The organism is Billgrantia sp. C5P2 (assembly GCF_051062895.2).
On the sequence record NZ_CM128542.1, the window covers coordinates 1,326,125 to 1,351,397 of the forward strand.

A 25,273-nucleotide genomic window follows, 5' to 3' on the forward strand; every position below is an offset into this window, starting at 1 on the left:
CTTATGACCATGGATATCCAGGTAGCGGAGGGCGACGTCGAGCGTCTCTCGCTGCGCGAATACACCGAGAAGGCGTACCTCGACTACTCGATGTACGTCATCCTCGACCGGGCGCTGCCGCACATCGGCGACGGCATGAAGCCGGTACAGCGGCGCATCGTCTACGCCATGCGCGAACTGGCTTTGAATGCCAGTGCCAAGTACAAGAAGTCGGCGCGTACCGTCGGCGACGTACTGGGCAAGTTCCACCCTCACGGCGACAGCGCCTGCTACGAGGCGATGGTACTGATGGCCCAGCCGTTCAGCTATCGCTATCCGCTGGTGGACGGCCAGGGCAACTGGGGCAGCCCCGACGATCCCAAGTCGTTCGCGGCGATGCGCTACACCGAATCGCGCCTGTCGAAGTTCGCCGAGGTGCTGCTCGCCGAGCTGGGCCAGGGCACGGTCGACTGGACCCCCAACTTCGACGGCACCATGAACGAGCCGGTGGTATTGCCGGCGCGCCTGCCCCACGTGCTGCTCAACGGCGGCACCGGCATTGCCGTGGGCATGGCCACCGACATCCCGCCGCACAACGTGCATGAAGTGGTCGAGGCCACCTGCCACCTGTTGCGCCATCCCGAGGCAACCACCGGCGAGCTGATGCAGTACCTGCCGGCACCGGACTTCCCTACCGCGGCGGAGATCATCACCTCCCGCGACGACCTGCAGAAACTCTACGAGAGCGGCCGCGGCTCGGTGAAGCTGCGCGCCCGCTATACCATGGAGGAGGGCAAGGTGGTGGTCACCGCACTGCCCTACCAGGTCAGCGGGTCCAAGGTGCTCGAACAGATCGCCGCGCAGATGCAGGCCAAGAAGCTGCCCATGGTGGACGACCTGCGCGACGAGTCGACCCATGAGGAGCCGACCCGGCTGGTGATCGAGCCGCGCTCCAACCGTGTCGACATCGAGGCGATGATGGCGCACCTGTTCGCCACCACGGACCTCGAGAAGAACATTCGCGTCAACCTCAACGTGATCGGACTCGACGGCCGCCCGCGGGTCATGCCGCTGCCGGACATGCTCGGCGAATGGCTCACCTTCCGCCGCAAGACGGTGCGCCGCCGTCTCGAGCATCGCCTGGGCAAGGTCGAGGACCGCCTGCATATCCTCGAAGGCCTGCTTGTCGCCTACCTCAATATCGACGAGGTGATTCGCATCATCCGCGAGGAGGACGAGCCCAAGAGTGCGCTGATGGAAGCCTTCGGTCTTTCCGACCGCCAGGCCGAGGCCATCCTCGAGCTGCGCCTGCGCCACCTGGCCAAGCTCGAGGAGATGAAGATTCGCGGCGAGCAGGATGCGCTCGAAGCCGAGCGCAAGCGCTTGAAAGCGCTGCTCGGCAGCGAGGCCAAGCTCACCGACCTGATCGAGGAGGAGCTGCGCGAGGCGGCCCGCGAGCATGGCGACGAGCGCCGTTCGCCCATCGTCGAGCGCGAGGAGGCCAAGGCGCTCTCCGAAGTCGAGCTGATGGGGGCCGACCCCATCACCGTGGTGCTCTCCGAGAAAGGCTGGATTCGTGCCGCCAAGGGCCACGACATCGACCCGGAAGGTCTCTCCTACAAGTCCGGCGACCGCTTCGCCCTGGCGGCCCGTGGCAAGACCAACCAGCCGCTGGTGCTGCTCGACGACACCGGCCGCGCCTACACCTTGGCCGCTCACAACCTGCCCAGTGCTCGCAGCCAGGGCGAGCCGGTCACCGGCCGGGTCAATGTCGTCGCCGGCGCCCACATGGCCGGGCTGATGCTGGCCCCGCCCGAGACCCGCTACCTGCTGGCCAGCGACGGTGGCTACGGGTTCGTGGCCAAGCTGGAGGAGTTGATCGGCAAGAACAAGTCGGGCAAGGCGGTGCTTTCGGTGCCCAAGGGGTGCCGGGTCATGCCGCCTGTACGCGTGCCGGAAGGTGAAGACATCTGGGTGGCCTCGGTCTCCAACGAAGGGCGTCTGCTGCTCTTCCCGTTGGAACAGCTGCCCGAGTTGGCCAAGGGCAAGGGCAACAAGATGATCGACATTCCCGGCGCTCGCGCAGCGCGACGTGAGGAGCTGGTACGTGATATCGCCCTGGTGCCCGCCGGTGCGTCGCTGGTCATTCATGCCGGCAAGCGTCACCTGACCCTCAAGGATGGCGAACTGGACTATTATCGCGGCGAACGCGGCCGCCGCGGCAGCAAGCTGCCCCGCGGCCTGCAAAAGGTCGACAGGCTGGAGAGCGGGGAATGACACGACGATTGCTGATTCGCGCCACCGGCGCGGCACGACCCGGCCAGCTGGCCGGCCTGGGCCAGGCCATGGCGCGCAGCGGCGCACGGCTGCTCGACATCAATCAGAGCGTGACCTTCGGCATGGTCTCGCTGGAGGCACTGGTCGGACTCGAGCGTGACAGCGACCTGGAAGGGGCGCTCAACGAGGCCGGTGACAGCCTGGGCCTCGACGTGCAGGCGATCCAGGTCAGCGCCGAGGACTACCAGCGCTGGAGTGCTCATGCCAGCGAGCCGCGGCTGATCCTGACTCTACTGGCACCGCACCTGCCCGCCGGCATCCTCGCCGAAGTCGGCGCGCTCACCGCCGAGCACGGCCTCACCGTGGAGTTGATTCACCGCCTCTCCGGGCGTGAGCCGCTGGATGGCGGCGTGCCGCGGTTCGGCGCCTGCATCGAGTGCTGGCTTCGCGGCGAGGAGGTCGACCTCGACAGCCTGCGCGAGAAGGCGCTGGCGCTGGGGGCGATGCACGGCGTCGACATCGCACTCCAGGAGGATTCCATCTGGCGCCGGCATCGCCGCCTGGTCTGCTTCGACATGGATTCGACCCTGATCCAGGCCGAAGTGATCGATGAGCTGGCGCGGCGGCACGGTGTCTTTGATGAGGTTGCGGCGATCACCGAGCGTGCCATGCGCGGCGAGCTCGACTTCCAGCAGAGCTTTCGCGAGCGCATGGCCAAGCTCAAGGGGCTCGACGAATCGGTACTCGCCGAGATCGCCGAAGAGTTGCCGCTGATGGATGGCGTCGAGCGGCTGATGAAGCATCTCAAACGGCTGGGCTACCGCACTGCCATTCTATCGGGAGGCTTCACCTACTTCGCACGGCACCTGCAAGAGAAGCTCGGCTTCGACGAGATCCATGCCAACGAGCTGGTGATCGAGCATGGCAAGGTGACCGGCGAGGTGCGCGAGCCGATCCTCGACGCCAGCCGCAAGGCCCAACTGCTGCGCGAGATCGCCGAGCGAGAGGGGCTGGCCATGGAGCAGACCATCGCCGTGGGCGACGGTGCCAACGACCTCAAGATGCTGGCGGCTGCGGGGCTCGGGATTGCCTTTCGCGCCAAGCCGCTGGTGCGCAGCCAGGCACGCCAGTCGATCTCGACACTGGGCATCGATGCCGTGCTCTACCTGATGGGTTACCGCGAAGGGGACCTGGAGGACGAAAGCCGCGCGGGGTGACCGCCGGCACTGGTGAAGCGGGAGCAAGTGGCGTACCTTCGAAGTGCCTATCTCGAAGAACTATTACATCGGAGGTCGCCATGGCCCAAGCGCATTTCTCCGCGGAACTGCTGGACGAATTGAACCTGCTCTGTCTATACAATCTGGACACCACCCATGAAGGTCTCAAGGTGCATGCCGGCAGCGCCGCTACCGGGGCCGTCGCCGCTGCCTCGCGGTTGTATGACAAGGGCCTGGTGACCCAGGCCGACGGCGGTTACCTGACGCCTCGCGGTCGTGAAGCGGCCCTTCACGCGCAGGAGCTGGCGGGCCTGTTGGCCCCGGCAGAACTCACGACCTGAAGCTCGCTATATCTGATCGTGCTGCGAACGGCCCGAACCCGTGCGCCCGCCTGAATGCTCCAGGCGGGCGCGATCCTATGCAGGCGTTGTCAGGTGTTGAGCACCACACCACCGTTCAGGTGCAGCGTCTGGCCACTCATGTAGGAGGACTCCTCGCAGGCCAGGTAGACGTAGGCCGGGCCCATCTCGGAGGGCTGGCCGGCGCGGTTCATCGGCACCTGGCCGCCGAAGGAGGCGACCTTCTCGGCCGGGAAGCTCGCCGGAATCAGCGGCGTCCACACCGGCCCCGGGGCTACGGCATTGATTCGAATGCCCTTCTCGGCCAGCGGGACGGCCAGTGAGCGCACCAGCCCCTGGATGGCGCCCTTGGTAGCGGTGTAGTCGATAAGAGTAGGGTTGCCCTTGAAGGCATTGATCGACGAGGTGCAGATGAACGAGTCACCCTCTCCCATGTGGGGCAGGGCTGCCTTGGTCAGGTAAAAGTGGCTGAACACGTTGGTCTGGAAAGTGCGCAGGAGTTGGTCGTCGGGAATTTCGGTGATGTCGTCCCAGTCGTACTGCTCGGCGGCGTTGTGCACCACGATGTTGAGTTTGCCGAACTCCTGAAGAGTCTTGTCGACGATCTCCTGGCAGAATGACGGCTCGCCCACATCACCCTTGAGTATCAGGCAGCGGCGTCCTTCCGCCTCGATCAGTGATTGCGTTTTGCGGGCGTCGGTATCCTCCTCCAGGTGCACGATGACGCAGTCGGCCCCCTCGCGGGCGTAATGCACGGCGACGGCCCGACCGATGCCGCTGTCGCCGCCGGTGATGATCGCGACCTTGTCCTTGAGCTTGTCGGCGCCGCGGTAGCTGTCACGGATGTATTCCGGCTCGGGGTCCATCTTGTACTCGGCGCCGGGCTGGTGGGACTGCTCCTGTGGTGGTTGCTTGTCTTCGCTCATGTACTGAACTCCTTTTCCTTGGGAAACACTGCATAAATGTCTGCGCGTGCGAATCACTGCGTTGCGCGGTGCTGGTGCGCCAGCCCGGTCGAAATCCTCACCTATACCCCATAGGCTCCGGTTGATTCGCAGCCTTCGGCTTCTTGCCCCTTCGGGGCCAGCCTACGGCTGTTTGTCGCTTCGCTCGGTACTGTGCTCCGTGCGCCTTGTGCTTCATCCCGCTCGCCGATTTATCAGCGCTTCCCTTTGCACGTGATGATTTGAAGGTAGGCAGGCCGCAACCGCCAGGACAAGGCGGGGAGCGTGAATAAAGGTTTCGCTGTCGTAAAGCCTGGTGAAACCGGCTGCGCCATGAAGAGTGCGCCCCCTCGTTTCACACCCGTGATACCATCACGCCGCCTCGACTGCCGGCGCTGCGTGGCCTGTTGTCGGCGGCTCGGCGCCTGTCACTTCGGATCCTGTCATAGGTACTTTCGAGAATTCCCAATGAGCGCTTCCTTCGAAACCTGGCGCGACCGCTTCGAGCGTCTGCGCGCCCACAAGGCCTTCGAGCTGACGGTGATCACCATCATCGTCGTCTCGGCCCTGCTGATCGGCGCCAAGACCTACGAAGAAGAGGTCAGCCCCTTCCAGGAGTGGTTGCTGCTGCTCGACACGGCGGTAACCGTATTCTTTCTCGTCGAGATCCTGATCCGCATGGCGGCCGAAAAGCGTCTGCGTGATTTCTTCAAGCGCGGCTGGAACGTCTTCGATTTCCTCATCGTCACCGCCAGCCTGATCCCCATGGACGACTCGGAGATGGTGCTGCTGGCGCGGCTGCTGCGCATCTTCCGCGTGCTGCGCCTGGTATCGATGATCCCCGAGCTGCGCATGCTGATCGCGGCGCTGTTCAAGTCGATTCCGCGCATGGGTTACGTGGTGCTGTTGATGTTCATCATCTTCTACATCTACGGTGCCATTGGCAGTTTCCTGTTCGCCAGCGTCGACGAGAAGCTGTGGGGCAACATCTCGCTGGCCATGCTGACGCTATTCCAGGTTGCCACCTTCGAGAGCTGGGCCACGGCGGTGCTCTATCCCACCATGGAGCACTACCCCTATGCCTGGATCTTCTTTCTCACCTTCATCTTCCTCAACGCTTTCATCTTCCTCAACATGATGATCGGCATCGTGCTCGACGTGATGCAGAAGGAAAGCATCCAGATCGAGCTGGAGAGCGGCGAGGGCGAGGCTGCCGAGCTGCACGGCCTGCGCAAAGACGTGCGGGCACTGAGCGACCAGATAGCACGCATGGAGGCGATGCTGGAGCGGAAAGAAAAGTAAGTCTTCCACTATGCTCTAATCAACCGGTCTCGATGGGCGAGCCGGTTGGTGAAAGGAGAGGAAAAGGATGACCGACTTGTCACCCGCCGGGGCGAGACACTTCCTGCCGCCCTATCTGCTCGAACGTATCGCCAGCGCCGGGTCTGCCCACCTGAGCGAATGCGCCCGGCATACCCTGCTGGTCGATCGACAGTTCCGCGCCCGTGCCGGGGCTGCTGCTCTGCCCGAGGGCAGCGTCCGGCGCGGCGAGCCGGTCCGCTACGTGCATTCCGCCGAGCAACAGCAGATCCTGCCCGGCAGGCTGATTCGAGGTGAAGGGGAGGGCGCCAGCGGCGATTCCGCCGTCGACGAAGCCTACCACGGCCTGGGTGCGACCTACCGGCTGTACTGGGAGGTCTACGAAAGGCACTCGATCGACGATGACGGCATGGCGTTGCTGGCCACGGTTCACTACGGCCGCGATTACGAGAACGCCTTCTGGGATGGTCAGCAGATGGTCTTCGGCGACGGCGATGGAGAATTGTTCAACCGCTTCACCGTAGCGCTGGACATCGTCGCTCATGAGCTGACCCATGGTGTCATCCAGCACGAAGCGGCACTGGCCTATGCCGGTCAGTCGGGGGCGCTCAACGAGTCGTTGTGCGACGTGTTTGGCAGCCTGGTCAGGCAGTATCGACTGGAGCAGAGCGTCGATGAGGCGGACTGGCTGATCGGCAAGGGGTTGTTCACCGAGCGGGTCGCCGGACGTGCCCTGCGCTCCATGGCCAGGCCGGGTACCGCCTACGATGACCCCTTGTTGGGGCGCGACCCACAGCCCGACCATATGGACGCCTTCGTGGTGACCGAAGCGGACAGCGGTGGCGTGCACATCAACTCGGGCATCCCCAACCGCGCCTTCCATCTCACGGCCATGGCACTGGGCGGCCATGCCTGGGAACGGGCCGGCCGAATCTGGTACGACACCCTGGTCGACCGACGCCTGGAGCAAGATAGCGACTTTGCCGCCTTCGCCACGCTGACGCTGGACAACGCAGAGCGCCGCTATGGTGCCATGAGTCAGGAGGCGACAGCGGTGCGCGAAGGCTGGCGTCGCGTCGGAGTGCTGCCGTGAGCCAGCCGCCGCCATTGACTCCGGTCAACGTGGTCCGGCTGCGGCGTGAAGGTGGGGTGGCTCACCTCCCCGGCCTGGCGCGCCCGCGCTGCATCCACTGCGCCCGCTACAGCGAGGCGCAGCGTGACGAGCTGTGGCATCTGCTGTCGAGCGCGGAGTCGGGAGCAGGGGGGGAAGAGGTGCCGGGCGCCGACCGGCGCCGGTTCTGTCTGAGCGTGGAGGACGCGAACGGCAACTCGCTGTGGCTACTGACGGTAGCCGAGGACGCGATGCCTCAGGAACTGATCGAGTGGTGGCGGCGGGCCGATACGTCAGCGGAAAATGGCAACGCGCCTTGACAAGAGTCACGCATACTGATTTTCTAGAGGGCATGAACACGACATTCCGCTACCTCAGCCTGAACCTACGACTACTAGCCGGCCTTTGAGCGTCGGGCGATGCACTGTGCATCGCGTTTTGTCCAGGTCAGTCGAGGTACCGAAATGTCTACCACCCGAAGTGTTTTCTGCCACGTACATCGTTCCGTCGTGACCTTCGCCGGTCGCGGCCACTGTTTTGCCTATCGCTCCGACGCCCCGGTATGCTCGATGCAGCCGGGGCGTTGTCGTTTCTGAATGCCGCCAGCCCAGGGAGAATGCCACCATGATGCTCGACAACCCCGCCGCCAAGTACCGTCCCTTCGTCGCTGTCGATTTGCCCGACCGCCAGTGGCCGAATCGTCGTATCGAATCGCCGCCGCTGTGGTGCAGCGTCGACCTGCGCGACGGCAACCAGGCGTTGATCGACCCCATGGATCAGGAACGCAAGCAGCGCTTCTTCGACCTGCTGGTGAAGATCGGCTTCAAGGAGATCGAGGTCGGCTTTCCCTCGGCGTCGCAGACCGACTTCGATTTCGTGCGCGCACTGATCGAGCAGAACAAGGTGCCGGACGACGTCACCATCCAGGTACTGACCCAGGCGCGCCCGCATCTCATCGAACGCACCTTTGAGGCGCTGGAGGGGGCGAAGAACGCCATCGTGCACGTCTACAACGCCACCGACCCGGTGTTCCGCCGCGTGGTGTTCAATGTGAGCCGTGAGGAGTGCATCGGCATCGCGGTGAACGCCACCACCCAGATCCGCGAGCTGATGGCGGCGGCCCCGGAGACGAACTGGACTTTCCAGTACTCGCCGGAGCTGTTCACCACTACCGAGATGGACTTCGCCAAGGAGGTGGTCGAGGCGGTGATGGAAGCCTACGGGGCTACGGTCGAAAAGAAGATGATCGTCAATCTGCCGGCCACGGTGGAGGCGGCCACGCCCAACAACTACGCCGACCAGGTCGAGTGGTTCTGCCGTAACGTCAAGAACCGCGATCACCTGATCGTCAGCGTGCATCCCCACAACGACCGCGGCACCGGCGTGGCGGCTGCCGAGCTCACCGTGATGGCCGGCGCCGACCGCGTCGAGGGCACGCTGTTCGGCAACGGCGAGCGCACCGGCAACGTCGATATCGTCACCCTGGCCATGAACCTCTACACCCAGGGCGTGAACCCGGGGCTCGACTTCTCCAACATCACGCCGATCATGCGCGAGGTGGAGTACTGCAACCAACTGCCGGTGCACCCGCGCCATCCCTACGTGGGTGACCTGGTGTTCACCGCCTTCTCCGGCTCCCATCAGGACGCCATCAAGAAGGGCATGGCCGAGCGCCGCGCCAACCCCGAGGCCATGTGGGAGGTGCCCTACCTGCCCATCGATCCGCTGGACGTGGGTCGCAGCTACGAGGCGGTGATTCGCGTCAACAGCCAGTCGGGCAAGGGCGGGGTCTCCTACCTGCTGGAACAGGAGCATGGCATCGAGCTGCCGCGCCGGCTCTCGATCGAGTTCAGCCAGGTGGTGCAGGAGGTGGCCGACCGTACCGGCAAGGAGATCACCTCTCAGATGATCTACCAGGCCTTCGCCGACGAGTACCTGGCGCGTACCTCACCCTATGCGATGGTCAATCATCGCCTCTCCTCGGAGCCCGACAGTCCCAGGGTGAAGCTCGAAGCCAGCATCGAGGAGCGCGGTGAGCGGCGCAGCATCGAGGGCGAGGGCAACGGCCCGCTGGCGGCCTTCATCAAGGCGCTGGCGGCGGCCGGCCACGACGTGGAGATCATCGATTACCACGAGCACTCCCGCGGCCAGGGCGCCGACGCCGAGGCGATCGCCTACGTGGAGGTGCGCATCGACGGCAAGGCGGTATTCGGCGTCGGTACCGACGAAAGCATCACCAGCGCCTCGATGAAGGCGGTGATGAGCGCGATCAACCGGCATGTCTCCAACGAACCGGCGGCGGCTAATGTGACTGCGGCGACGCTGGCATAATTAACGTTGCGTCAGTCCGCCAGGCTGGTTTGGCGCGGCGCAAGCGAATCATGTCTGCCGTCGACGGTTCTGGGCCCTATAGCGGCGTCTTGCTCGCCTCGCCAGGAATCTCCCTGACCAACCGCGGCATCAAGAAGCCCGGCAGTACTTCTCTGAGGCCCGCGACCAGCTCGCGGGCCTCTGCGTCTGGCACGTCGAAGTGGGCGGCCCCGGCCACCGGATCGAGCACGTGCAGGTAGTAGGGCAATACGCCCGCCTCGAACAGCCGCTCGGAGAGTTCGGCCAGGGCGTCCACCGAGTCGTTGACGCCACGCAGCAGCACGCTCTGGTTGAGCAGGGTGACGCCGGCCTGTTTGAGCCGGGCGCAGGCATCAATCACGGCTTCGTCTATCTCCTGGGCATGATTGACATGCAATACCACGACCTGCTGCAGCCGGGTGGCGCCGAGCCAGCCGAGCAGGGCATCGTCGACCCGATCGGGAATGACCACCGGCAGGCGGGTATGAATGCGTAGCCGCTTGAGGTGGGGAATCGCTTCTAGGCGCTCGACCAGCCAGGCGAGCTGGCGATCGCTGGCGGCCAGCGGGTCGCCGCCGGAGAGGATCGCCTCGTGAATCGAGGTGTCCTGCCGCAGGATATTCAGCGTTTGCTCCCACTGGGTGCGGGAAGGGCTGTTGTCGCCGTAGGGAAAATGTCGGCGAAAGCAGTAGCGGCAGTTCACTGCGCAGGCGGGGCTGGCGATCAGCAGCACGCGGCCGGCGTACTTGTGGATCAGCCCCGGCCCGGGGGTGTGCTCGGCCTCGGCCAAAGGGTCGCTGACGTAGCCCGGTACCGTCTCGTCTTCGTCAACGAGCGGTAACACCTGGCGCAGCAGGGGGTCGCTGGGGTCGCCGTGGCGCATGCGCGCCAGGAACGCCTCCGGCACGCGTACCTCGAACAGGGCGTGGCCGCGCTCGGCGCCGGGCAGCCAGGCATCGTCCAGCCCCAGCCGCCGGCACAGCTCGCGCGGGTCGCGAATCGCTTGCGACAGCTGGGTCTGCCAGGCGCTCGGAAGCGTCAGGGGCGTCACGTCGACGCTTGGCGAATTCGCTCTCTGCAAAAGGGCGGAGCTTCGGGTTATCATGCGGCACACCAGTCACAAAGGGGCGAGGGCTCGAATCCTCGTCGATTCGGTATTTGCGCGTCCAGAGCCTGCTGCGGCGCGCCCGATCATTCGAGAGGCAACATGGCAAACTATTCTACCAATGAATTCAAGGGCGGTCTGAAGGTGATGCTGGATGGCGATCCCTGCGCGATCGTCGAGAACGAATTCGTCAAGCCGGGCAAGGGACAGGCGTTCAACCGCGTGAAGCTGCGCAACCTGATCACCGGTCGTGTGTGGGAGCGCACCTTCAAGTCGGGCGAATCCCTCGAAGGCGCCGACGTGGTGGATCTCGAGATGGAATACCTCTACAACGACGGCGACATGTGGCACTTCATGAAGACCGACGGCTCCTTCGAGCAGTACGCCGTCGAGAAGAAGGCGCTGGGCGACACCGTCAAGTGGCTCAAGGAGCAGGTGGCCTACACCGTGACGCTGTGGAACGACAACGCCATCAGCGTGACGCCGCCCAACTTCATCGAGCTGGAAGTGGTCGAGACCGACCCGGGCCTCAAGGGCGACACCGCCCAGGGCGGCTCCAAGCCGGCCACGCTCTCTTCCGGCGCCGTGGTGCGGGTGCCGCTGTTCATCAACCAGGGCGAAGTGCTCAAGGTCGATACCCGCTCTGGTGAATATGTGTCACGCGCCTGACCGGGTGCCTGGCTGTTTCAACGCCGAGTCCTGTTGGGCTCGGCGTTTTCGATGGTGACGACCATGCAAGAGATCGATTGGCAGCCCACTGCCACCATGGCGACCTTGCGCGAGCGGGCGCGGCTGCTGGCCGAGGTGCGGGCGTTCTTCGCCGAGCGCGGCGTGCTGGAGGTGGAGACGCCGGTGCTGGGGCATGGGGGCAGCACCGACGTGCACCTGGCCTCGCTGTCGCTCGAGGCGACTACGCCGGCAGGGCGTGAGCGGCTGTGGCTGCAGACCTCTCCCGAGTTCCACATGAAGCGGCTACTGGCCGCCGGCAGCGGGCCGATCTTCCAGCTTGCGCGCAGTTTTCGCGACGGCGAGGTGGGCAGCCGTCACAATATCGAGTTCACCATGCTGGAGTGGTACCGCCCTGGCTTCTCCCTCGATGAATTGATAGAGGAAACCGAGGCGCTGATCCGTGCTGTGCTGGGACGCGACCCGGGGCCACTGTGCCGTCGCCGCTATCGCGAGCTGTTCCGCGAGGCATTGGGACTCGATCCCTTCACCGTCGAGCTCGACATGCTGCGCCATGTTGCCGGTGAGCGCGGTGCGCTCGACATGAGCGATGCCGAACGCGACGACTGTCTCGACCTGCTGATGAGCCTGGTCATCGAGCCTGGCCTGGGGCGTGATGGGCTGGATGTCGTGGTGGACTATCCGGCGAGCCAGGCGGCGCTGGCGCGGCGCCATCGCGACCCGGAGGACGGCGAGTGGGTGGCGTCGCGCTTCGAGGTCTACCTGGCTGGGCTGGAGCTTGCCAACGGCTATGACGAGCTGACTGACGCCGGGGAGCAGGCTGCCCGTTTTGCCGAGGACAATGCCAGCCGTGGCAGACTGGGGCTTCCCGAGGTGGATGTCGACAGGCGCCTGCTGGCCGCGCTCGAGCACGGCATACCGGCAGGCAGCGGCGTGGCGCTGGGCATCGACCGGCTGATCCAGCTCGCCCTGGGCAGGACGAGCGTGGCGGAGGTCATCACCTTCGCCACGCCCAACTGCTAGAACAGGCTTCGCCTAAAAGAACTCGGGACCGCGATTGGGAAAACCGCCCAATGACTGGCCCATGCTGACCTTGGTCTTGGGCGCCAGGCCAGTATCGAAATCGACCTTGCCGGCGAAGGCCATCACTACCGTGGAGCCGAGCTTGAAGCGACCCATCTCGGCGCCGCGCTCGAGATGGATCGGCCGGTCGAAGCGGACACGCTGCACCTGGCCCGAAAGCGGGGTGACCTGGCCGGCCCATACCGTCTCGATGGCAGCCACGATCATCGCACCGACCAGCACCACCGCCATGGGCCCGTGTTCGGTATCAAAGTGGCACACCAGGCGCTCGTTGCGGGCGAACAGGTTGGGCACATGGTCCGTCGTAGCCGAGTTGACCGAGAACAGCCGCCCTGGCACGTAGACCATTTCGGTCAGGGTACCGGCCAGCGGCATGTGCACGCGGTGGTAGTCCTTGGGCGAGAGATAGACGTTGGCGTAGCTGCCGCCGCTATAGCGCCGCGCGGCCTCGGCGTCGCCGCCGAGCAGGTCGACGACCGAGAAGCGGTGACCCTTGGCCTGCAGCAGACGGTCCGCCTCGATGGGGCCGAACTGGGAGATGTTGCCGTCGGCGGGGCTGAGCAGCCCTTCGCCCAGGGGGCGGGCTTCCGGCTTCAGCTCCCGGGTGAAGAAGTCGTTGAAGGTGGCATAGGCCGCGGGGTCGGGCTCGGCGGCCTCGCGCATGTCGACCTCGAAGACCTTGATGAAGGCGCGTATCAGCGCATTCTTCAGCCAGGCGACGCGACATTCGGCCAGAAAGCCCACCAGCCGCGACAGCAGGTGGTGGGGAATCGGGTACTGGATCAGGGCGAAGAACTTGGCGAGAGACAAGATTTGAAATTCCTGGCAATGAAAGGCGTTTACTTTTCTATCGGCGTATCGTCGCGGTTGCCCCACTCCTTCCAGGAGCCGGCGTAGCCGCGCATCTTCTCGAAACCCAGCGCCTTGCCCACCAGCCAGGTGAAGCCGCTGCGGTGGTGGCTCTGGCAGTGGGTGACCACTTCCATGTCCGGCGTGAGCCCCAGCGCCTCGAGTTCGGTGATCAGCTCGGCGTAGTCGCGAATGCGCAGAGCACGCTCCTTGTCCATGGCCTCGGTCCACTCCATGTTGACCGCGCCGGGAATATGGCCGAGCTGGCGATTGTCGCCCTTCTCGCCACGGTACTCTTCCGGCGAACGGGCGTCCCAGATGGCGAAGCCCTTCTCGCCGAGGCGCTCCTGCAGCTCGAGGCGGTCGATGGCGACCTCCGGGTGCAGAATCTCGGCCTCGTACTCGCTGGGAGAGGGAGTGCGGGTCTCGGTGGAGACGGGTTGGCCGGCCTGTCGCCAAGCGTGGATGCCGCCGTTGAGGTAGGAGTAGCGGGTATGGCCGATCAGCTCCAGCGTCCACAGTAGGCGCCCGGCCCAGCCGCCGCCCTCGTCGTCGTAGGCCACCACATGGGTGTCGCGGGTCAGTCCGAGAGACGAGAACAGCTGCGACAATGCCTCTATGCTCGGCACCTCGTTGGGTACGTCGCCTTCGCTACGCGTCAGGCGGCGGAAGTCGAGGAATACGGCGCCGGGGACGTGCCCCTCCGTGTAACTCTCCGCCTTGAGCGGCACGTCGACAATCAACAACTGGGTATCGTCCAGATGCTTGGCGAGCTGCTCGGGTTCGACGATCAGCGGTAGCAGGTTCTCTTCGGAACTCATGGCGCTCTCCTTATCCTCAATGTCGTCGCGATGCGAGCTTGATCAGGTCTCGCTGAGACTATCGACGATATGTCGATAGCTGGCAAAACGTGCGGGATGAATGTCGCCGCGTTCCACGGCCTCGAGCAGGGCGCAGCCCGGCTCCTGTCGGTGGCTGCAGTCGCGGAAACGGCAGCGGCCGAGAAAGTCGTGAAACTCGATGAACCCCTCGGCGACCTGCTGCTCGTCCAGGTGTACCAGGCCGAATTCGCGGATCCCCGGTGAGTCGATCAGTTCGGCATCGTCGGCCGTAGGCAAGCGGTAGAGGCGCGCCGTGGTGGTGGTATGGGTGCCCTTGCGTGAATCCTTCGACAGGTCGCCGATGCGCAGCGACTCATCGGGTAGCAGGCGACCGATCAGTGAAGACTTGCCCACGCCGCTCTGGCCGACGAATACCGAGGTGCGCCCGCTCAGCCGTTCCAGCAATGCATCGAGCCCATCGTCGCGGGCGGTGGTCGTCGTTACCACCGGATACCCCAGCGCTTCGTAGCGGGCCAGTAGCGCGCGCAGTTCGCCGCCGTCCGCGGGCAGCAGGTCGATCTTGTTGAGCACCAGCACCGGAGCGATGCCGGTGGCCTCGGCGGCCACCAGGTAGCGGTCGATCAGGTTGGGGTGCGGGGCGGGTTCCACGGCGAAGACGATGAGGATCTGATCGATGTTGGCCGCCACCGGCTTGAGCTGGCCGCGGGGGTCGGGGCGCTCGAGCACGTTCTGGCGCTCGCTGCGGGCCACGACGACGCCTTCCACGGGGTTGCCTTCGTCGTCGTAGGTGGCACGCCAGATGACCCGGTCGCCTGTCACCAGCCCTTCGAGATTGGCGCGCAAGTGGCAGCGTACGGTCGCTTCGTCGGCGTCGCCTTGCACATCGAGAGTGCGTCCGTAGTGGGCAATGACGCGCCCGGGCCGCTCGGGGCCGTATTCGCCGGCGGCGAGCTTCTGAGAATCCTGGGCGTCGCGCTGCTCGGCGCGCCGAGACCGCTCGGCCTGTATCTTCTCGATCCGCCAGCGTTGCTGGCGACTTAGCTTGCGTTTGCTCATGGGCGCCCGAAGATCGTTACAATAGCGGCATTGTACCCAGCGTGGCCCGGCCTGTCCTGCTGCGCCCTCAACCTGGAGCTGTCCCATGCCGAATACCCCCGCGCCGCGCGACGACCTGCTGGTGTGGATCGACCTCGAGATGACCGGGCTCGAACCCGAGCGCGAGCGCATCATCGAAGTGGCCACCCTGATCACCGACAACGATCTCAACCTCATCGCCGAAGGCCCGGTGATAGCGGTGCACCAGCCCGACGAACTGCTTGCGGCCATGGACGACTGGAACCAGAAGACCCATGGCGAGTCGGGCCTGGTCGAGCGGGTCAAGCAGAGCCGCACCGTTACCGACGAGGCCGAGCGGCAGACTCTCGAGTTCCTGAAGACTTACGTGATGCCCGGGACCTCACCCATGTGCGGCAACAGCGTGCACCAGGACCGTCGCTTCCTCGAACGCGAGATGCCCGAGCTGCTGGCCTTCTTCCACTATCGCAACCTGGACGTCTCGACCCTGAAGGAGCTGGCCAAGCGCTGGAACCCGGGCGCGCTGGCCGGCTTCAGCAAGCGCAATACCCACCAGGCGCTGGACGACATTCGCGAGTCGCTGGCCGAACTGGCCCACTATCGCAATACCTTCCTGCGGCTGGCGGGCAGCGAGCGCGACGAGGAGGAGTGAGAAGCTAGGCTTGGCTGGCGATCAGCCTGTCACGCTTCTCCCGCTGCCGCCAGAGCGCCCAGCGCACGTGCTCACGCACCAGGTCGGAGGGAAAGGCGAGGCGGGCGCGCAAGGCGGCTTCCACGGCCTCGCTCCAGGGGGCGTTGCCCAGGCCCACCGCCAGGTTGCGCAGCCAGCGTTCGTAGCCGATGCGCCGTATCGGGCTGCCGGCGGTCTTGTCGAGGAACTCTTCCTCGCCCCAGCCGAACAGCGACACCAGGCTGGCGCGGTCGAGGTCGTGGCGCGGGGCGAAGTCGTCCTCCTTCGTGGCGCGGGCAAAGCGGGTGAAGGGGCAGACCAGTTGGCAGTCGTCGCAGCCGAACACGCGGTTGCCCATGGCCTCGCGGAAGCGCTCGGGGATGCTGCCGAACAGCTCGATGGTGAGGTAGGAGATGCAGGCGCGGGCGTCGACCACCTTGTCTTCGACGATGGCGTCGGTGGGGCAGGCCGTGCGACAGGCGCTGCAACTGCCGCAGTGTTCGCCCTCGAACGGGGGATCGACGGGCAGCGGCAGGTCGACGTAGAGTTCGCCGAGAAAGAACAGTGAGCCCGCTCGGGGGTTGAGCAGCATGGCATTCTTGCCCACCCAGCCGAGCCCGGCCTTGCGCGCCAGCGCGCGCTCCATGACCGGTGCCGAGTCGACGAAGGCGCGATAGCCGAAGGGGCCAACCTTCTCCTCGATCCACTGGGCCAGGGTGGCCAGGCGCTTGCGCATCAGCTTGTGGTAGTCACGACCCACGGCGTAGCGCGAGACATAAGCGATATCAGGCTGGCCCAGCACCTTGGCGCTCTCCACCTCGGCGGGCAGGTAGTCCAGGCGTACGCTGACGACACGCAGCGTGCCGGGAATGAGCTCTTCCGGCCGAGTGCGCTTGGTGCCGTGCTTGGCCATGAAGCCCATTTCGCCGTGGTACTCGGCGTCGAGCCAACGCTGCAGGTGGCGCTCGTCTTCGGCCAGGTCGAGGTCGGCGATGCCCACCTGCTGAAAGCCAAGCTCACGGCCCCAGGTCTTGATGGCCGTGGCCAGCTCGGCCAGCGCATTGTCGTCCAGGGTCGCGAGGTGGGTCATGATCGAGAAAAAACCGGGTAAATACACAGCGGGGGGATTGGCGAGCGCGCCACGGCGCTTACACTCCCAATGATAAAGCAATGCTGGCAGGGGAGACACCGGATGTCCGGGAATCGTTCCGACGAACCACAGGTCGTGCTGCGTCCGCTCTATCGGGCCGAGCAGGTGCGCGAACTCGATCGCCGCACCATTGCCACCGGGGTCGAAGGCTTTGCCCTGATGCAGCGGGCGGCCACGGCGGCTTGGCAGAGCCTCAAGGCGCGCTGGCCCGGCGTCAAGCGAATCACGGTGCTGTGCGGCGGTGGCAACAATGGCGGCGATGGCCACGTGCTCGCGGCGCTGGCGTCAGTCGCCGGGGTCGAGGTTCAGCGCATCACGCTCAAGTCGATGTCGGCACTCGAGGGTGACGCGGCGCGAGCTGCCGAGATGGCGACCGCGGCGGGTGTCGGCCTCGATCCGTGGCGCAAGGGGATCGACTTTTCCGGTGAGGTGGTCGTCGATGCCCTGCTGGGTACCGGTCTCACCGGTGAGGCGCGGGGTGAATTTCGCGATGCCATCGAGGCGGTCAATGCCAGTGGACTGCCGGTACTGGCCATCGACATACCTTCCGGGCTTGCCGCCGATACCGGGGCCGAGCTTGGTATGGCGGTACGTGCTACGCGCACGGTCACTTTCATCGGCGACAAGATCGGCCTGCACACCGGGCGTGCCCCGGCGCTGGCCGGAGAAGTCCACTTCCGTGCCCTGGGGGTCGATGCACGCAGCCATGTCGACCTGACGCCAGCCGCGGACCTGCTGGATCAGGAGCTGTTGAAGGTATGGTTGCCGCCGCGGACGCGAGACGCCCACAAGGGCGCCATGGGCCATGTGTTGGTGCTGGGCGGTGCGCCGGGCTTCGGCGGTGCGGCACTGCTCGCCAGCGAGGCGGCGGCGCGCCTGGGGGCCGGCAAGATCAGCCTGGCCACGGCACCCGAGCATGTCACGGCCAGCCTGACCTACCGCCCCGAAGTGATGGTGCATGGCATGCGCGGTGCCGCCGAACTCGGCGAGCTGCCCGGCAGGGCCGACGTGCTGGTAGTGGGGCCCGGGCTGGGGCAGGGCGCTTGGGGGCAGGGCATGTTGCAGGCAGCGCTGGGAGAGTCGAAGCCGATGGTAATCGATGCCGATGGCCTCAACCTGCTGGCCTCTCATTTCAGCGGCCAGCGCCGGGACGACTGGATCCTGACGCCACATCCGGGAGAGGCAGGCCGTTTGCTGGGCTGCAGTGCGGCTGAGGTGGAAGCCGACCGGCCCGCTGCGGCGCGCGAACTGCAACAGCGCTATGGCGGGGTGGTCGTGCTCAAGGGGGCCGGCAGCCTGGTGGCGGGCCCCGATGGCATGGCGGTGTGTCCTTATGGCAACCCGGGCATGGCCTCGGGAGGGATGGGAGACGTTCTCAGCGGTATTCTTGGAGCACTGCTGGCCCAGGGTCTGGCGCTGGAAGTGGCGGCAAGGCTCGGCGTCATGGTTCATTCGCTGGCAGCCGACATGGCCGTACGCGACGCGGGGGAGCGTGGTCTGCTGGCTGCCGATCTGGCATCCTATGCCCGAGTTATCGTCAACCCTGGGTTCGAGCCGGGGTTCCATTCGCTTGCAGGGGGCCATGATGCGCATAAGACTCGATGACGAAGACCGTCAGGTCGTCTTCGGGCAGTGCCTGGGCAAGGCCCTGAGGGCGCGTGGACGCATCTATCTCGAGGGCGAGCTGGGCGCGGGCAAGACCACGCTCACCCGTGGCATCCTGCGCGGCCATGGTCATGCCGGAGCGGTCAAGAGCCCGACCTACACGCTGGTCGAGCCCTACGACCTGGAAGGTGGGCGGGTCTACCACTTCGACCTCTACCGCCTGGGCGACCCCGAGGAACTGGAGTTCATCGGTGGGCGCGACCTGTTTGCCGATGATGCCCTGTGTATCGTCGAGTGGCCCAGCCGCGGCGCCGGTTGGCTGCCGCCTCCCGACCTGTTCGTCACCCTGCGCCTGAACGGAAGCGGGCGCCTGGCCACGCTCGAGGCTCCTTCGGCCCATGGCCGGGAGGTCGTGGCTGCCCTGGGGCGGGATACCGCCCTTGCCGACATGATCATTGACCGGGAACGCGAAACACCGTGAGCCATATTCGATCCTCGATCGCACGCCTCCATTATTGGCCGGGGATGGCCGGCATCGGTCTGCTGGCGATACTGTGCCTGACCCTGTTGCCCGACGCTCCAGTGCGGGCGGCTCAAGTCGACAATATCCGCCTGTGGGCGGCGCCGGACCATGCACGGTTGGTGTTCGATCTCTCCGACCATGCCGAGGCCGATATCTTCACCCTGGACAACCCGCGGCGGCTGGTGATCGACCTCGACCAGAGCGGCCTCGACACCGACCTGGCGAGCCTGGAGCTTGAGGGGAGCGCCATCACGGCGGTGCGCAGCGGAGTTCGCGACGGCGGCGGCCTGCGGGTGGTGCTGGAACTCTCGCGCGAAGTGGAGCCGCGCCACTTCACGCTACCGCCCAACGAGCAGTACGGTCATCGCCTGGTGGTCGACATGGAGTATCCCGGCGAGAGCGCGGTTCAAAACCCTATCGATCCCATCGAGGCGATGATTCGCGAGCAGGAGATCGCCGCCAACCGTCACAGGAGCGGTTCCAGCGAGACAGCCGGCGAGGCGCCACGAGTCGACCCCGAGGTCGTGGCTCAGCAGCCGGCGGCACCGCATCCCCGGCGTGACATCATCATCGCCATCGACGCCGGTCATGGCGGCGAGGACCCGGGGGCCATCGGGCCCAGCGGAACGCGTGAAAAGGACGTGGTAATGGAGATCAGCCGTCGTCTGCAGCGCCTGGTCGACGATACCGAAGGCTTCCGCGCGGTGATGATTCGCGACGGCGACTACTATGTCGGGCTGCGCCAGCGCACCCGCATCGCCCGTGAGCAGAAGGCCGACTTCTTCGTTTCGATCCATGCCGACGCCTTCAACAGCCCGCGGCCCAACGGCAGTTCCGTCTATGCACTGTCCCAGCGGGGTGCCACCTCGGAGACCGCCCAGTGGCTGGCGGCCAGCGAGAACCAGGCCGACCTGATCGGTGGCGTGGACGGCAATCTTTCGCTCAACGACAAGGACGAGGTGCTGCGCGGCGTGCTGCTCGACCTGACCATGACCGCCACCCTCAACGATTCCCTGGCCATCGGGGGGCAGGTGCTCGACCAGTTGGGGCGCGTCAATCGCCTGCACAAATCGCGGGTCGAGCAGGCCGGCTTCATGGTCTTGAAGTCGCCCGACATCCCCTCGCTGTTGATCGAGACGGGCTTCATCTCCAACCCTGACGAGGAGCGTCGTCTACGTGACTCGGGCCACCAGCAGCGCATGGCCGAGTCGATCTTCTCCGGGCTGCAGGCGCATTTTCGCAGCAATCCGCCGCCGGCGAGTCTCTTGGCCTGGCAGCGTGACAACCAGCGCACTCCCTCTGGTAACGAGTACCGCATTCAGCCGGGCGATACCCTGTCGCAGATCGCGGCACGCCACGGCGTACCGGTGGCGCAGCTCAAGCAGGCCAACGAACTCAATGGCGACGTGATCCGCGTCGGACAGGTACTACGGATTCCCCGCTCATGACGGTAATCGAAGCAACCCGACGCATCCGCGTCCTCGATCCCCGGCTGGCCAACCAGATCGCTGCCGGCGAGGTGGTGGAGCGCCCGGCGTCGGTGGTCAAGGAACTGGTCGAGAATGCCATCGATGCCGGTAGCACCCGTATCGAGGTGGAGCTCGAGGCTGGCGGGGCGCGGCTGATCCGCGTGCGCGACGACGGCAGCGGGATCGCCGAGGATGACCTGCCGCTGGCCTTGTCGCGCCATGCCACCAGCAAGATCGCCTCGCTGGAGGATCTCGAGGGTGTGGCCAGCCTCGGTTTTCGCGGCGAGGCGTTGGCGTCCATCAGCTCGGTCTCGCGTCTCGAGCTCGTCGCCAATGTCGACGACGACCCGCGCAGTGGCTGGCGCGTGGTGGCCGAGGGGCGCCAGATGGAACCCCGCGTCACCCCGGCACCGCATCCGCGTGGAACCTCGGTGACGGTGCGCGACCTGTTCTTCAACACGCCGGCACGGCGCAAGTTCCTGCGCGCCGAGAAGACCGAGTACGGCCACGTGGAGGAAGCCTTCCGCCGCCTAGCACTGTCGCGCTACGACATCGCCTGGGTGCTGCGCCACAATCAGAAGACCGTGCATCAGTTGCCGGCGGGTGACGACGCCGCTCGCCGCGAACGGCGTATCGCCGCGCTGCTGGGCAAGGGCTTCCTCGACAACGCCCTGCATCTCGATCTCGAGGCGGGCGGCCTGCGTCTATGGGGCTGGGTCGGACTGCCCACTCACTCCCGCGCCCAGGCCGACCAGCAGTACTTCTTCGTCAACGGGCGTGTGGTACGCGACCGGCTGGTAGCGCACGCCATCCGGCAGGCCTACCGCGATGTACTGTTCCATGGGCGGCATCCGGTCTTCGTGCTTTATCTCGAGGTCGATCCCGCAGTGGTGGACGTCAACGTCCACCCCACCAAGCACGAAGTACGCTTTCGCGATGGCCGCCTGGTCCACGACTTCCTCTTCTCCAGTCTGCATCGTGCACTGGCCGAGGCACGTCCGGGCGTGCACGAGCCGGAAGGCTCCAGTGCCGTTGACGAGGCCTCCGCAAGCGCGAGTACTGGCGGTGAGCAAGCGGTGCGTGAACCGGCAGGACGCTGGCAGCAGCAGCCCATGAGGCTGCACGAAACGGTGGATACGGCAGGACGAGTGACGGCCGATCGCGTGCGCACCTTCATGGACGGCTATCGGGCCCTGCATCCCGACCATGAAGAACAACTGCTCACGCCGCGGTCCGAGGATGATGCGGACGTCCCGGTGGCCACGCCGGCAGTGCGAGAGGCCGCGTCGCCGCGACTGCCCGATGCGGACGAGGGTAGCGGCATACCGCCATTGGGCTTTGCCATCGCCCAGTTGCACGGTATCTACATCCTCTCGCAGACGGCGCAGGGCATGATCATCGTCGACATGCACGCCGCCCATGAGCGCATCGTCTACGAGCGCATGAAGGATCAGGTGCACGGAGGAGCGCTCGAGGCTCAGCCGCTGCTGGTGCCGGTGTCGATGGCCGCCAGCCACGCGGAAGTGGCCACCGCCGAAGCCGAACGCGATGCCTTCAGCCGCTTGGGTGTGGAGCTCGATGTGGCGGGTCCCGAGACGCTACTGGTGCGTCAACTGCCGGCGCTGCTGGCGGATGCCGATGCCGAGCCGCTGATCCGAGACATGCTGGGGGACCTGGAGCGCTACGGTCGCTCCGACCGCCTCGAAGCCCGGATCAACGAGCTGCTGGCGACCATGGCCTGCCACGGCAGCGTACGCGCCAACCGACGCCTGACCACGGCCGAGATGAACGCGCTGTTGCGCGACATGGAGCGCACCGAGCGTAGCGGTCAGTGCAACCACGGCCGCCCCACCTGGACCGAGATGTCGCTCAAGCAGCTCGACCGGCTGTTCCTGCGTGGCCAGTAAGGAAGCACTCGCCCACATGCGTGAAAGACGCCCTCTCGCCATCCTGCTGATGGGCCCGACCGCCGCCGGCAAGACCGACCTGGCGATCGCCCTGCACGAGCGGCTCGATTGCGAGCTGATCAGTATGGACTCTGCCATGGTCTACCGCGGCATGGATATCGGCAGTGCCAAGCCGTCGCCGGAAGAGCTGGCGAGCGCCCCCCATCGGCTGATCGATATCCGCGACCCGGCCGATCCCTACTCGGCGGCGGATTTCCGCGAGGATGCCCGCCGCGAGATGCGACGAATCACCGCAGCCGGGCGTATCCCGCTGCTGGTGGGTGGCACCATGATGTATGCCAAACGCCTGCTCGAAGGCGTTGCCAACCTGCCGGCGGCCGATCCGGCGATACGCGCCGAGCTGGCGCGAGAGGCCGAGCGCAGCGGCCTGGCTGGGCTGCATGCCGAGCTTGCCAGGGTCGACCCCGAGTCTTCCCGGCGCATCCACCCCAACGACCCACAGCGCCTGATGCGGGCACTCGAGGTCTATCGTGCCAGCGGCACGACGCTCACCGAATTGTGGCATCAGCAACAACCTGAAACCTTCCCGTGGGAAGTGCTGTCGATAGGTTTCACGCCCTTCGATCGCAGTGTCCTGCATACGCGGATCGCGGCACGCTTCGAGGTCATGCTGGAAGCCGGCTTCATCGCGGAAGTCGAGTCGCTTAAAGCACGTGGCGACCTGCATCCAGGGCTGCCCTCGATGAAGAGCGTGGGCTATCGTCAGGTTTGGGAATACCTCGACGGACAGGGCAATCTCGAGCAGTTGCGCCATCGGACCATCGTGGCGACCCGGCAATTGGCCAAGCGTCAGTTGACCTGGCTGCGCAGTTGGCCGGGACTACACTGGGTCGATAGCCAGAGCCGGGATGCGCTGGACGATGTCCTGAAATTCGTGCGTGAATCGGGCTCTTAGCGTAAGATGTTGGCTTCGAGTGGCCGGGTAGACCAGGCCGAACCGGCATGGTGGCGTGTCGCATCGACAGGCAACCCAAGAACACAACTTCCACCCCTCATTAGAATGATTTAGGGAGAGGTAACATGTCCAAAGGGCAGTCCCTTCAAGACCCATACCTGAACATCCTGCGCAAGGAGCGCATTCCGGTTTCGATTTTCCTGGTCAACGGCATCAAGCTTCAGGGACAGATCGAGTCGTTCGATCAGTTTGTGATCCTGCTGCGCAACACCGTCAGTCAGATGGTCTACAAGCACGCCATCTCCACGGTGGTGCCTTCGCGCAACGTGCGGCTACCGCCGCAGGATCCAACGGCCCAGCCGGACAGCAACGCGTGAGGTATTGATTGTTTTTTGAACGACCCAATGCCGGCGAAACGGCAGTACTGGTCCATGTCGACTTCCAGGACGAGCGGGAACGCGAGGATCCGGGCGAGTTCTTGGAACTGGTCCGTTCCGCCGGCGCCGAGCCGGCCATGCTGCTTACCGGCAGCCGGCATCGGCCCGATTCGCGCACCTACATAGGCAGCGGCAAGCTCGAGGAGCTGCGCGAGGCGCTATCGGTGCATGGCGCCGAACTCGTCATCTTCAACCATGGCTTGAGCCCCTCCCAGGAACGTAACCTGGAGCGAGAACTCAAGTGCCGGGTACTGGACCGTACGGGGCTGATTCTCGATATCTTCGCCCAGCGGGCGCGTACCCATGAGGGCAAGCTGCAGGTCGAGCTGGCCCAGCTGGAGTACATGTCCACTCGTCTGGTTAGGGGCTGGACCCACCTGGAGCGCCAGAAGGGTGGTATCGGCCTGCGCGGTCCCGGCGAGACGCAGCTCGAGACCGACCGTCGGCTGTTGCGGGCGCGCATCAAGGCGATCCACAAGCGGCTCGACAAGGTGCGCAGCCAGCGCAGCCAGAACCGCCGTGCGCGGGCTCGGGCAGAGATCCCCAGCGTGTCGCTGGTCGGCTATACCAATGCCGGCAAGTCGACGCTGTTCAATGCGCTGACGGAAGCGAAGGTCTATGCGGCCGACCAGTTGTTCGCTACGCTCGATCCGACTCTGCGACGGTTGGAGGTCGGTGATGTCGGCCCCGTGGTGTTGGCGGATACCGTGGGCTTCATTCGTCATCTCCCGCACAAGTTGGTGGAGGCCTTCCAGGCCACTCTCCAGGAAGCGGCCGAGGCGTCGCTGCTGGTGCACGTGATCGATGCCGCCGACCCCGACCGCGAGCTCAACGTGGCTCAGGTCGAAGGTGTGCTTGACGAGATCGGTGCGCTCGGCGTGCCGATGCTCAAGGTAATGAACAAGATAGACCTGCTCGACAGCGCGCCGCGGATAGAGCGCGATGGGCAGGGCCGGCCCGAAGTGGTGTGGCTGTCGGCACGCGATGGGCGTGGGCTGGAACTGCTCGGCCAGGCCCTCTCGGAGTGCCTGGCCGAGGATGTCATCGATTTCAGCCTGCATCTGGCGCCACAACAGGGTCGCTTGAGAGCGGGTCTGCACGAGCTTGGTGCCGTGCGAGAAGAGCATTACGAAGAGGGCGGTAAGGTACGGCTCGATGTACGCCTGCCTCGACGCGACTTCCTGCAGTTGATGGCCCGCTTGGGAGAGCGTGCAGAGGACTACCTGCCGTCCGAGCTGCACGAACGGCCGGTGTGGGATGCATGACAACCGGCTGGATTGGCTTTTTTCCTGAAAACAACGGCATCAGGCGCCCTCGGGTGTCCCTACAGGATAGCAACCGACCATCCCTTGCGGCGGTAC

Annotated in this window: 23 protein-coding genes; 17 read left to right on the plus strand and 6 right to left on the minus strand. The window is 65.4% G+C overall.

Translation table 11 applies throughout. The features are described from left to right. The first annotated feature begins 3 nt into the window (after positions 1 to 3). From parC to ACRWQA_RS06180, 3 genes are all read left to right on the plus strand, one after another. Positions 4 to 2,256, plus strand: a complete 2,253-nt coding sequence (gene parC, locus ACRWQA_RS06170) for a DNA topoisomerase IV subunit A (protein WP_263580682.1) — start codon at positions 4 to 6, stop codon at positions 2,254 to 2,256. Continuing rightward, a complete protein-coding gene (gene serB / locus ACRWQA_RS06175; RefSeq protein WP_434232389.1) occupies positions 2,253 to 3,473 on the plus strand; it encodes a phosphoserine phosphatase SerB in 1,221 nt (406 codons plus the stop codon). The genes parC and serB overlap by 4 nt, the downstream gene beginning before the upstream one ends. Positions 3,474 to 3,553: 80 nt before the next feature. Beyond that, positions 3,554 to 3,814: a TIGR02647 family protein gene (locus ACRWQA_RS06180; protein WP_263580680.1), complete on the plus strand. Its 261-nt coding sequence runs from the start codon at positions 3,554 to 3,556 to the stop codon at positions 3,812 to 3,814. A gap of 89 nt (positions 3,815 to 3,903) precedes the next feature. On the opposite strand, the gene ACRWQA_RS06185 is transcribed toward ACRWQA_RS06180, so the two are convergent. Continuing rightward, a complete protein-coding gene (locus tag ACRWQA_RS06185; RefSeq protein ID WP_434232387.1) occupies positions 3,904 to 4,758 on the minus strand; it encodes an SDR family oxidoreductase in 855 nt (284 codons plus the stop codon). A 486-nt stretch (positions 4,759 to 5,244) separates the two neighbouring features. Between ACRWQA_RS06185 and ACRWQA_RS06190 the strand changes: the two genes are divergently transcribed. The 4 genes from ACRWQA_RS06190 (at position 5,245) to leuA (ending at position 9,538) form a co-directional block, all read left to right on the plus strand. Beyond that, positions 5,245 to 6,078, plus strand: a complete 834-nt coding sequence (locus tag ACRWQA_RS06190; RefSeq protein WP_263580678.1) for an ion transporter — start codon at positions 5,245 to 5,247, stop codon at positions 6,076 to 6,078. A 67-nt stretch (positions 6,079 to 6,145) separates the two neighbouring features. Continuing rightward, the gene (locus tag ACRWQA_RS06195) at positions 6,146 to 7,189 is read left to right on the plus strand and encodes a M4 family metallopeptidase (protein WP_434228709.1); all 1,044 of its coding nucleotides are present in this window, start codon (positions 6,146 to 6,148) and stop codon (positions 7,187 to 7,189) included. A 29-nt stretch (positions 7,190 to 7,218) separates the two neighbouring features. Further along, on the plus strand, positions 7,219 to 7,527 hold the full coding sequence (locus ACRWQA_RS06200; protein ID WP_446326284.1) for a protealysin inhibitor emfourin: 309 nt from the start codon (positions 7,219 to 7,221) through the stop codon (positions 7,525 to 7,527). Between the two features lie 304 nt (positions 7,528 to 7,831). Next, positions 7,832 to 9,538, plus strand: coding sequence for a 2-isopropylmalate synthase (leuA, locus tag ACRWQA_RS06205; protein ID WP_434228707.1), 1,707 nt, complete (start codon positions 7,832 to 7,834; stop codon positions 9,536 to 9,538). Positions 9,539 to 9,614: 76 nt separating this feature from the next. Here the strand turns inward: leuA and epmB are convergent, their stop codons facing one another. Continuing rightward, complete coding sequence (gene epmB / locus ACRWQA_RS06210; RefSeq protein ID WP_434228706.1) at positions 9,615 to 10,661, minus strand: EF-P beta-lysylation protein EpmB; 1,047 nt, start codon at positions 10,659 to 10,661, stop codon at positions 9,615 to 9,617. A 102-nt stretch (positions 10,662 to 10,763) separates the two neighbouring features. Here epmB and efp point away from each other — a divergent pair, with 102 nt between their 5' ends. After that, positions 10,764 to 11,330, plus strand: coding sequence for an elongation factor P (gene efp / locus ACRWQA_RS06215; protein ID WP_167116944.1), 567 nt, complete (start codon positions 10,764 to 10,766; stop codon positions 11,328 to 11,330). 63 nt (positions 11,331 to 11,393) lie between these two features. Then, on the plus strand, positions 11,394 to 12,371 hold the full coding sequence (gene epmA, locus ACRWQA_RS06220) for an EF-P lysine aminoacylase EpmA (protein ID WP_434228704.1): 978 nt from the start codon (positions 11,394 to 11,396) through the stop codon (positions 12,369 to 12,371). Between the two features lie 12 nt (positions 12,372 to 12,383). Here the strand turns inward: epmA and asd are convergent, their stop codons facing one another. The 3 genes from asd to rsgA are packed head-to-tail and all read right to left on the minus strand — an operon-like array spanning position 12,384 to position 15,178. Then, entirely contained in the window at positions 12,384 to 13,241 is an 858-nt protein-coding gene (gene asd / locus ACRWQA_RS06225) for an archaetidylserine decarboxylase (RefSeq protein ID WP_434228702.1), read from the minus strand. A gap of 29 nt (positions 13,242 to 13,270) precedes the next feature. Further along, positions 13,271 to 14,101 carry a sulfurtransferase gene (locus ACRWQA_RS06230; protein ID WP_263580663.1) on the minus strand — a complete coding sequence of 277 codons (831 nt, stop codon included), beginning with the start codon at positions 14,099 to 14,101 and terminating at the stop codon, positions 13,271 to 13,273. Between the two features lie 42 nt (positions 14,102 to 14,143). Then, positions 14,144 to 15,178 (minus strand): small ribosomal subunit biogenesis GTPase RsgA, encoded by a 1,035-nt coding sequence (gene rsgA, locus ACRWQA_RS06235; RefSeq protein ID WP_434228699.1) that lies wholly within the window; start codon positions 15,176 to 15,178, stop codon positions 14,144 to 14,146. A gap of 85 nt (positions 15,179 to 15,263) precedes the next feature. Here rsgA and orn point away from each other — a divergent pair, with 85 nt between their 5' ends. Next, positions 15,264 to 15,848 carry an oligoribonuclease gene (gene orn / locus ACRWQA_RS06240; RefSeq protein ID WP_434228697.1) on the plus strand — a complete coding sequence of 195 codons (585 nt, stop codon included), beginning with the start codon at positions 15,264 to 15,266 and terminating at the stop codon, positions 15,846 to 15,848. A 4-nt stretch (positions 15,849 to 15,852) separates the two neighbouring features. Here orn and queG read toward each other — a convergent pair whose 3' ends face one another. Next, positions 15,853 to 16,956, minus strand: a complete 1,104-nt coding sequence (gene queG, locus ACRWQA_RS06245; protein ID WP_434228696.1) for a tRNA epoxyqueuosine(34) reductase QueG — start codon at positions 16,954 to 16,956, stop codon at positions 15,853 to 15,855. A 102-nt stretch (positions 16,957 to 17,058) separates the two neighbouring features. Between queG and ACRWQA_RS06250 the strand changes: the two genes are divergently transcribed. From ACRWQA_RS06250 to hflX, 7 genes are all read left to right on the plus strand, one after another. Then, entirely contained in the window at positions 17,059 to 18,621 is a 1,563-nt protein-coding gene (locus ACRWQA_RS06250; RefSeq protein ID WP_434228694.1) for an NAD(P)H-hydrate dehydratase, read from the plus strand. Continuing rightward, on the plus strand, positions 18,602 to 19,102 hold the full coding sequence (gene tsaE / locus ACRWQA_RS06255; protein WP_263580658.1) for a tRNA (adenosine(37)-N6)-threonylcarbamoyltransferase complex ATPase subunit type 1 TsaE: 501 nt from the start codon (positions 18,602 to 18,604) through the stop codon (positions 19,100 to 19,102). The genes ACRWQA_RS06250 and tsaE overlap by 20 nt, the downstream gene beginning before the upstream one ends. Positions 19,103 to 19,146: 44 nt before the next feature. Next, positions 19,147 to 20,592 carry an N-acetylmuramoyl-L-alanine amidase gene (locus tag ACRWQA_RS06260; RefSeq protein ID WP_434228712.1) on the plus strand — a complete coding sequence of 482 codons (1,446 nt, stop codon included), beginning with the start codon at positions 19,147 to 19,149 and terminating at the stop codon, positions 20,590 to 20,592. Continuing rightward, positions 20,589 to 22,520, plus strand: a complete 1,932-nt coding sequence (gene mutL, locus ACRWQA_RS06265) for a DNA mismatch repair endonuclease MutL (RefSeq protein WP_434228692.1) — start codon at positions 20,589 to 20,591, stop codon at positions 22,518 to 22,520. The genes ACRWQA_RS06260 and mutL overlap by 4 nt, the downstream gene beginning before the upstream one ends. 16 nt (positions 22,521 to 22,536) lie before the next feature. Beyond that, complete coding sequence (miaA, locus tag ACRWQA_RS06270; RefSeq protein ID WP_434228690.1) at positions 22,537 to 23,475, plus strand: tRNA (adenosine(37)-N6)-dimethylallyltransferase MiaA; 939 nt, start codon at positions 22,537 to 22,539, stop codon at positions 23,473 to 23,475. 125 nt (positions 23,476 to 23,600) lie between these two features. Beyond that, positions 23,601 to 23,852, plus strand: coding sequence for an RNA chaperone Hfq (gene hfq, locus ACRWQA_RS06275; RefSeq protein WP_263580655.1), 252 nt, complete (start codon positions 23,601 to 23,603; stop codon positions 23,850 to 23,852). A gap of 8 nt (positions 23,853 to 23,860) precedes the next feature. Then, entirely contained in the window at positions 23,861 to 25,177 is a 1,317-nt protein-coding gene (gene hflX / locus ACRWQA_RS06280; RefSeq protein WP_434228688.1) for a ribosome rescue GTPase HflX, read from the plus strand. Positions 25,178 to 25,273: the final 96 nt, after the last annotated feature.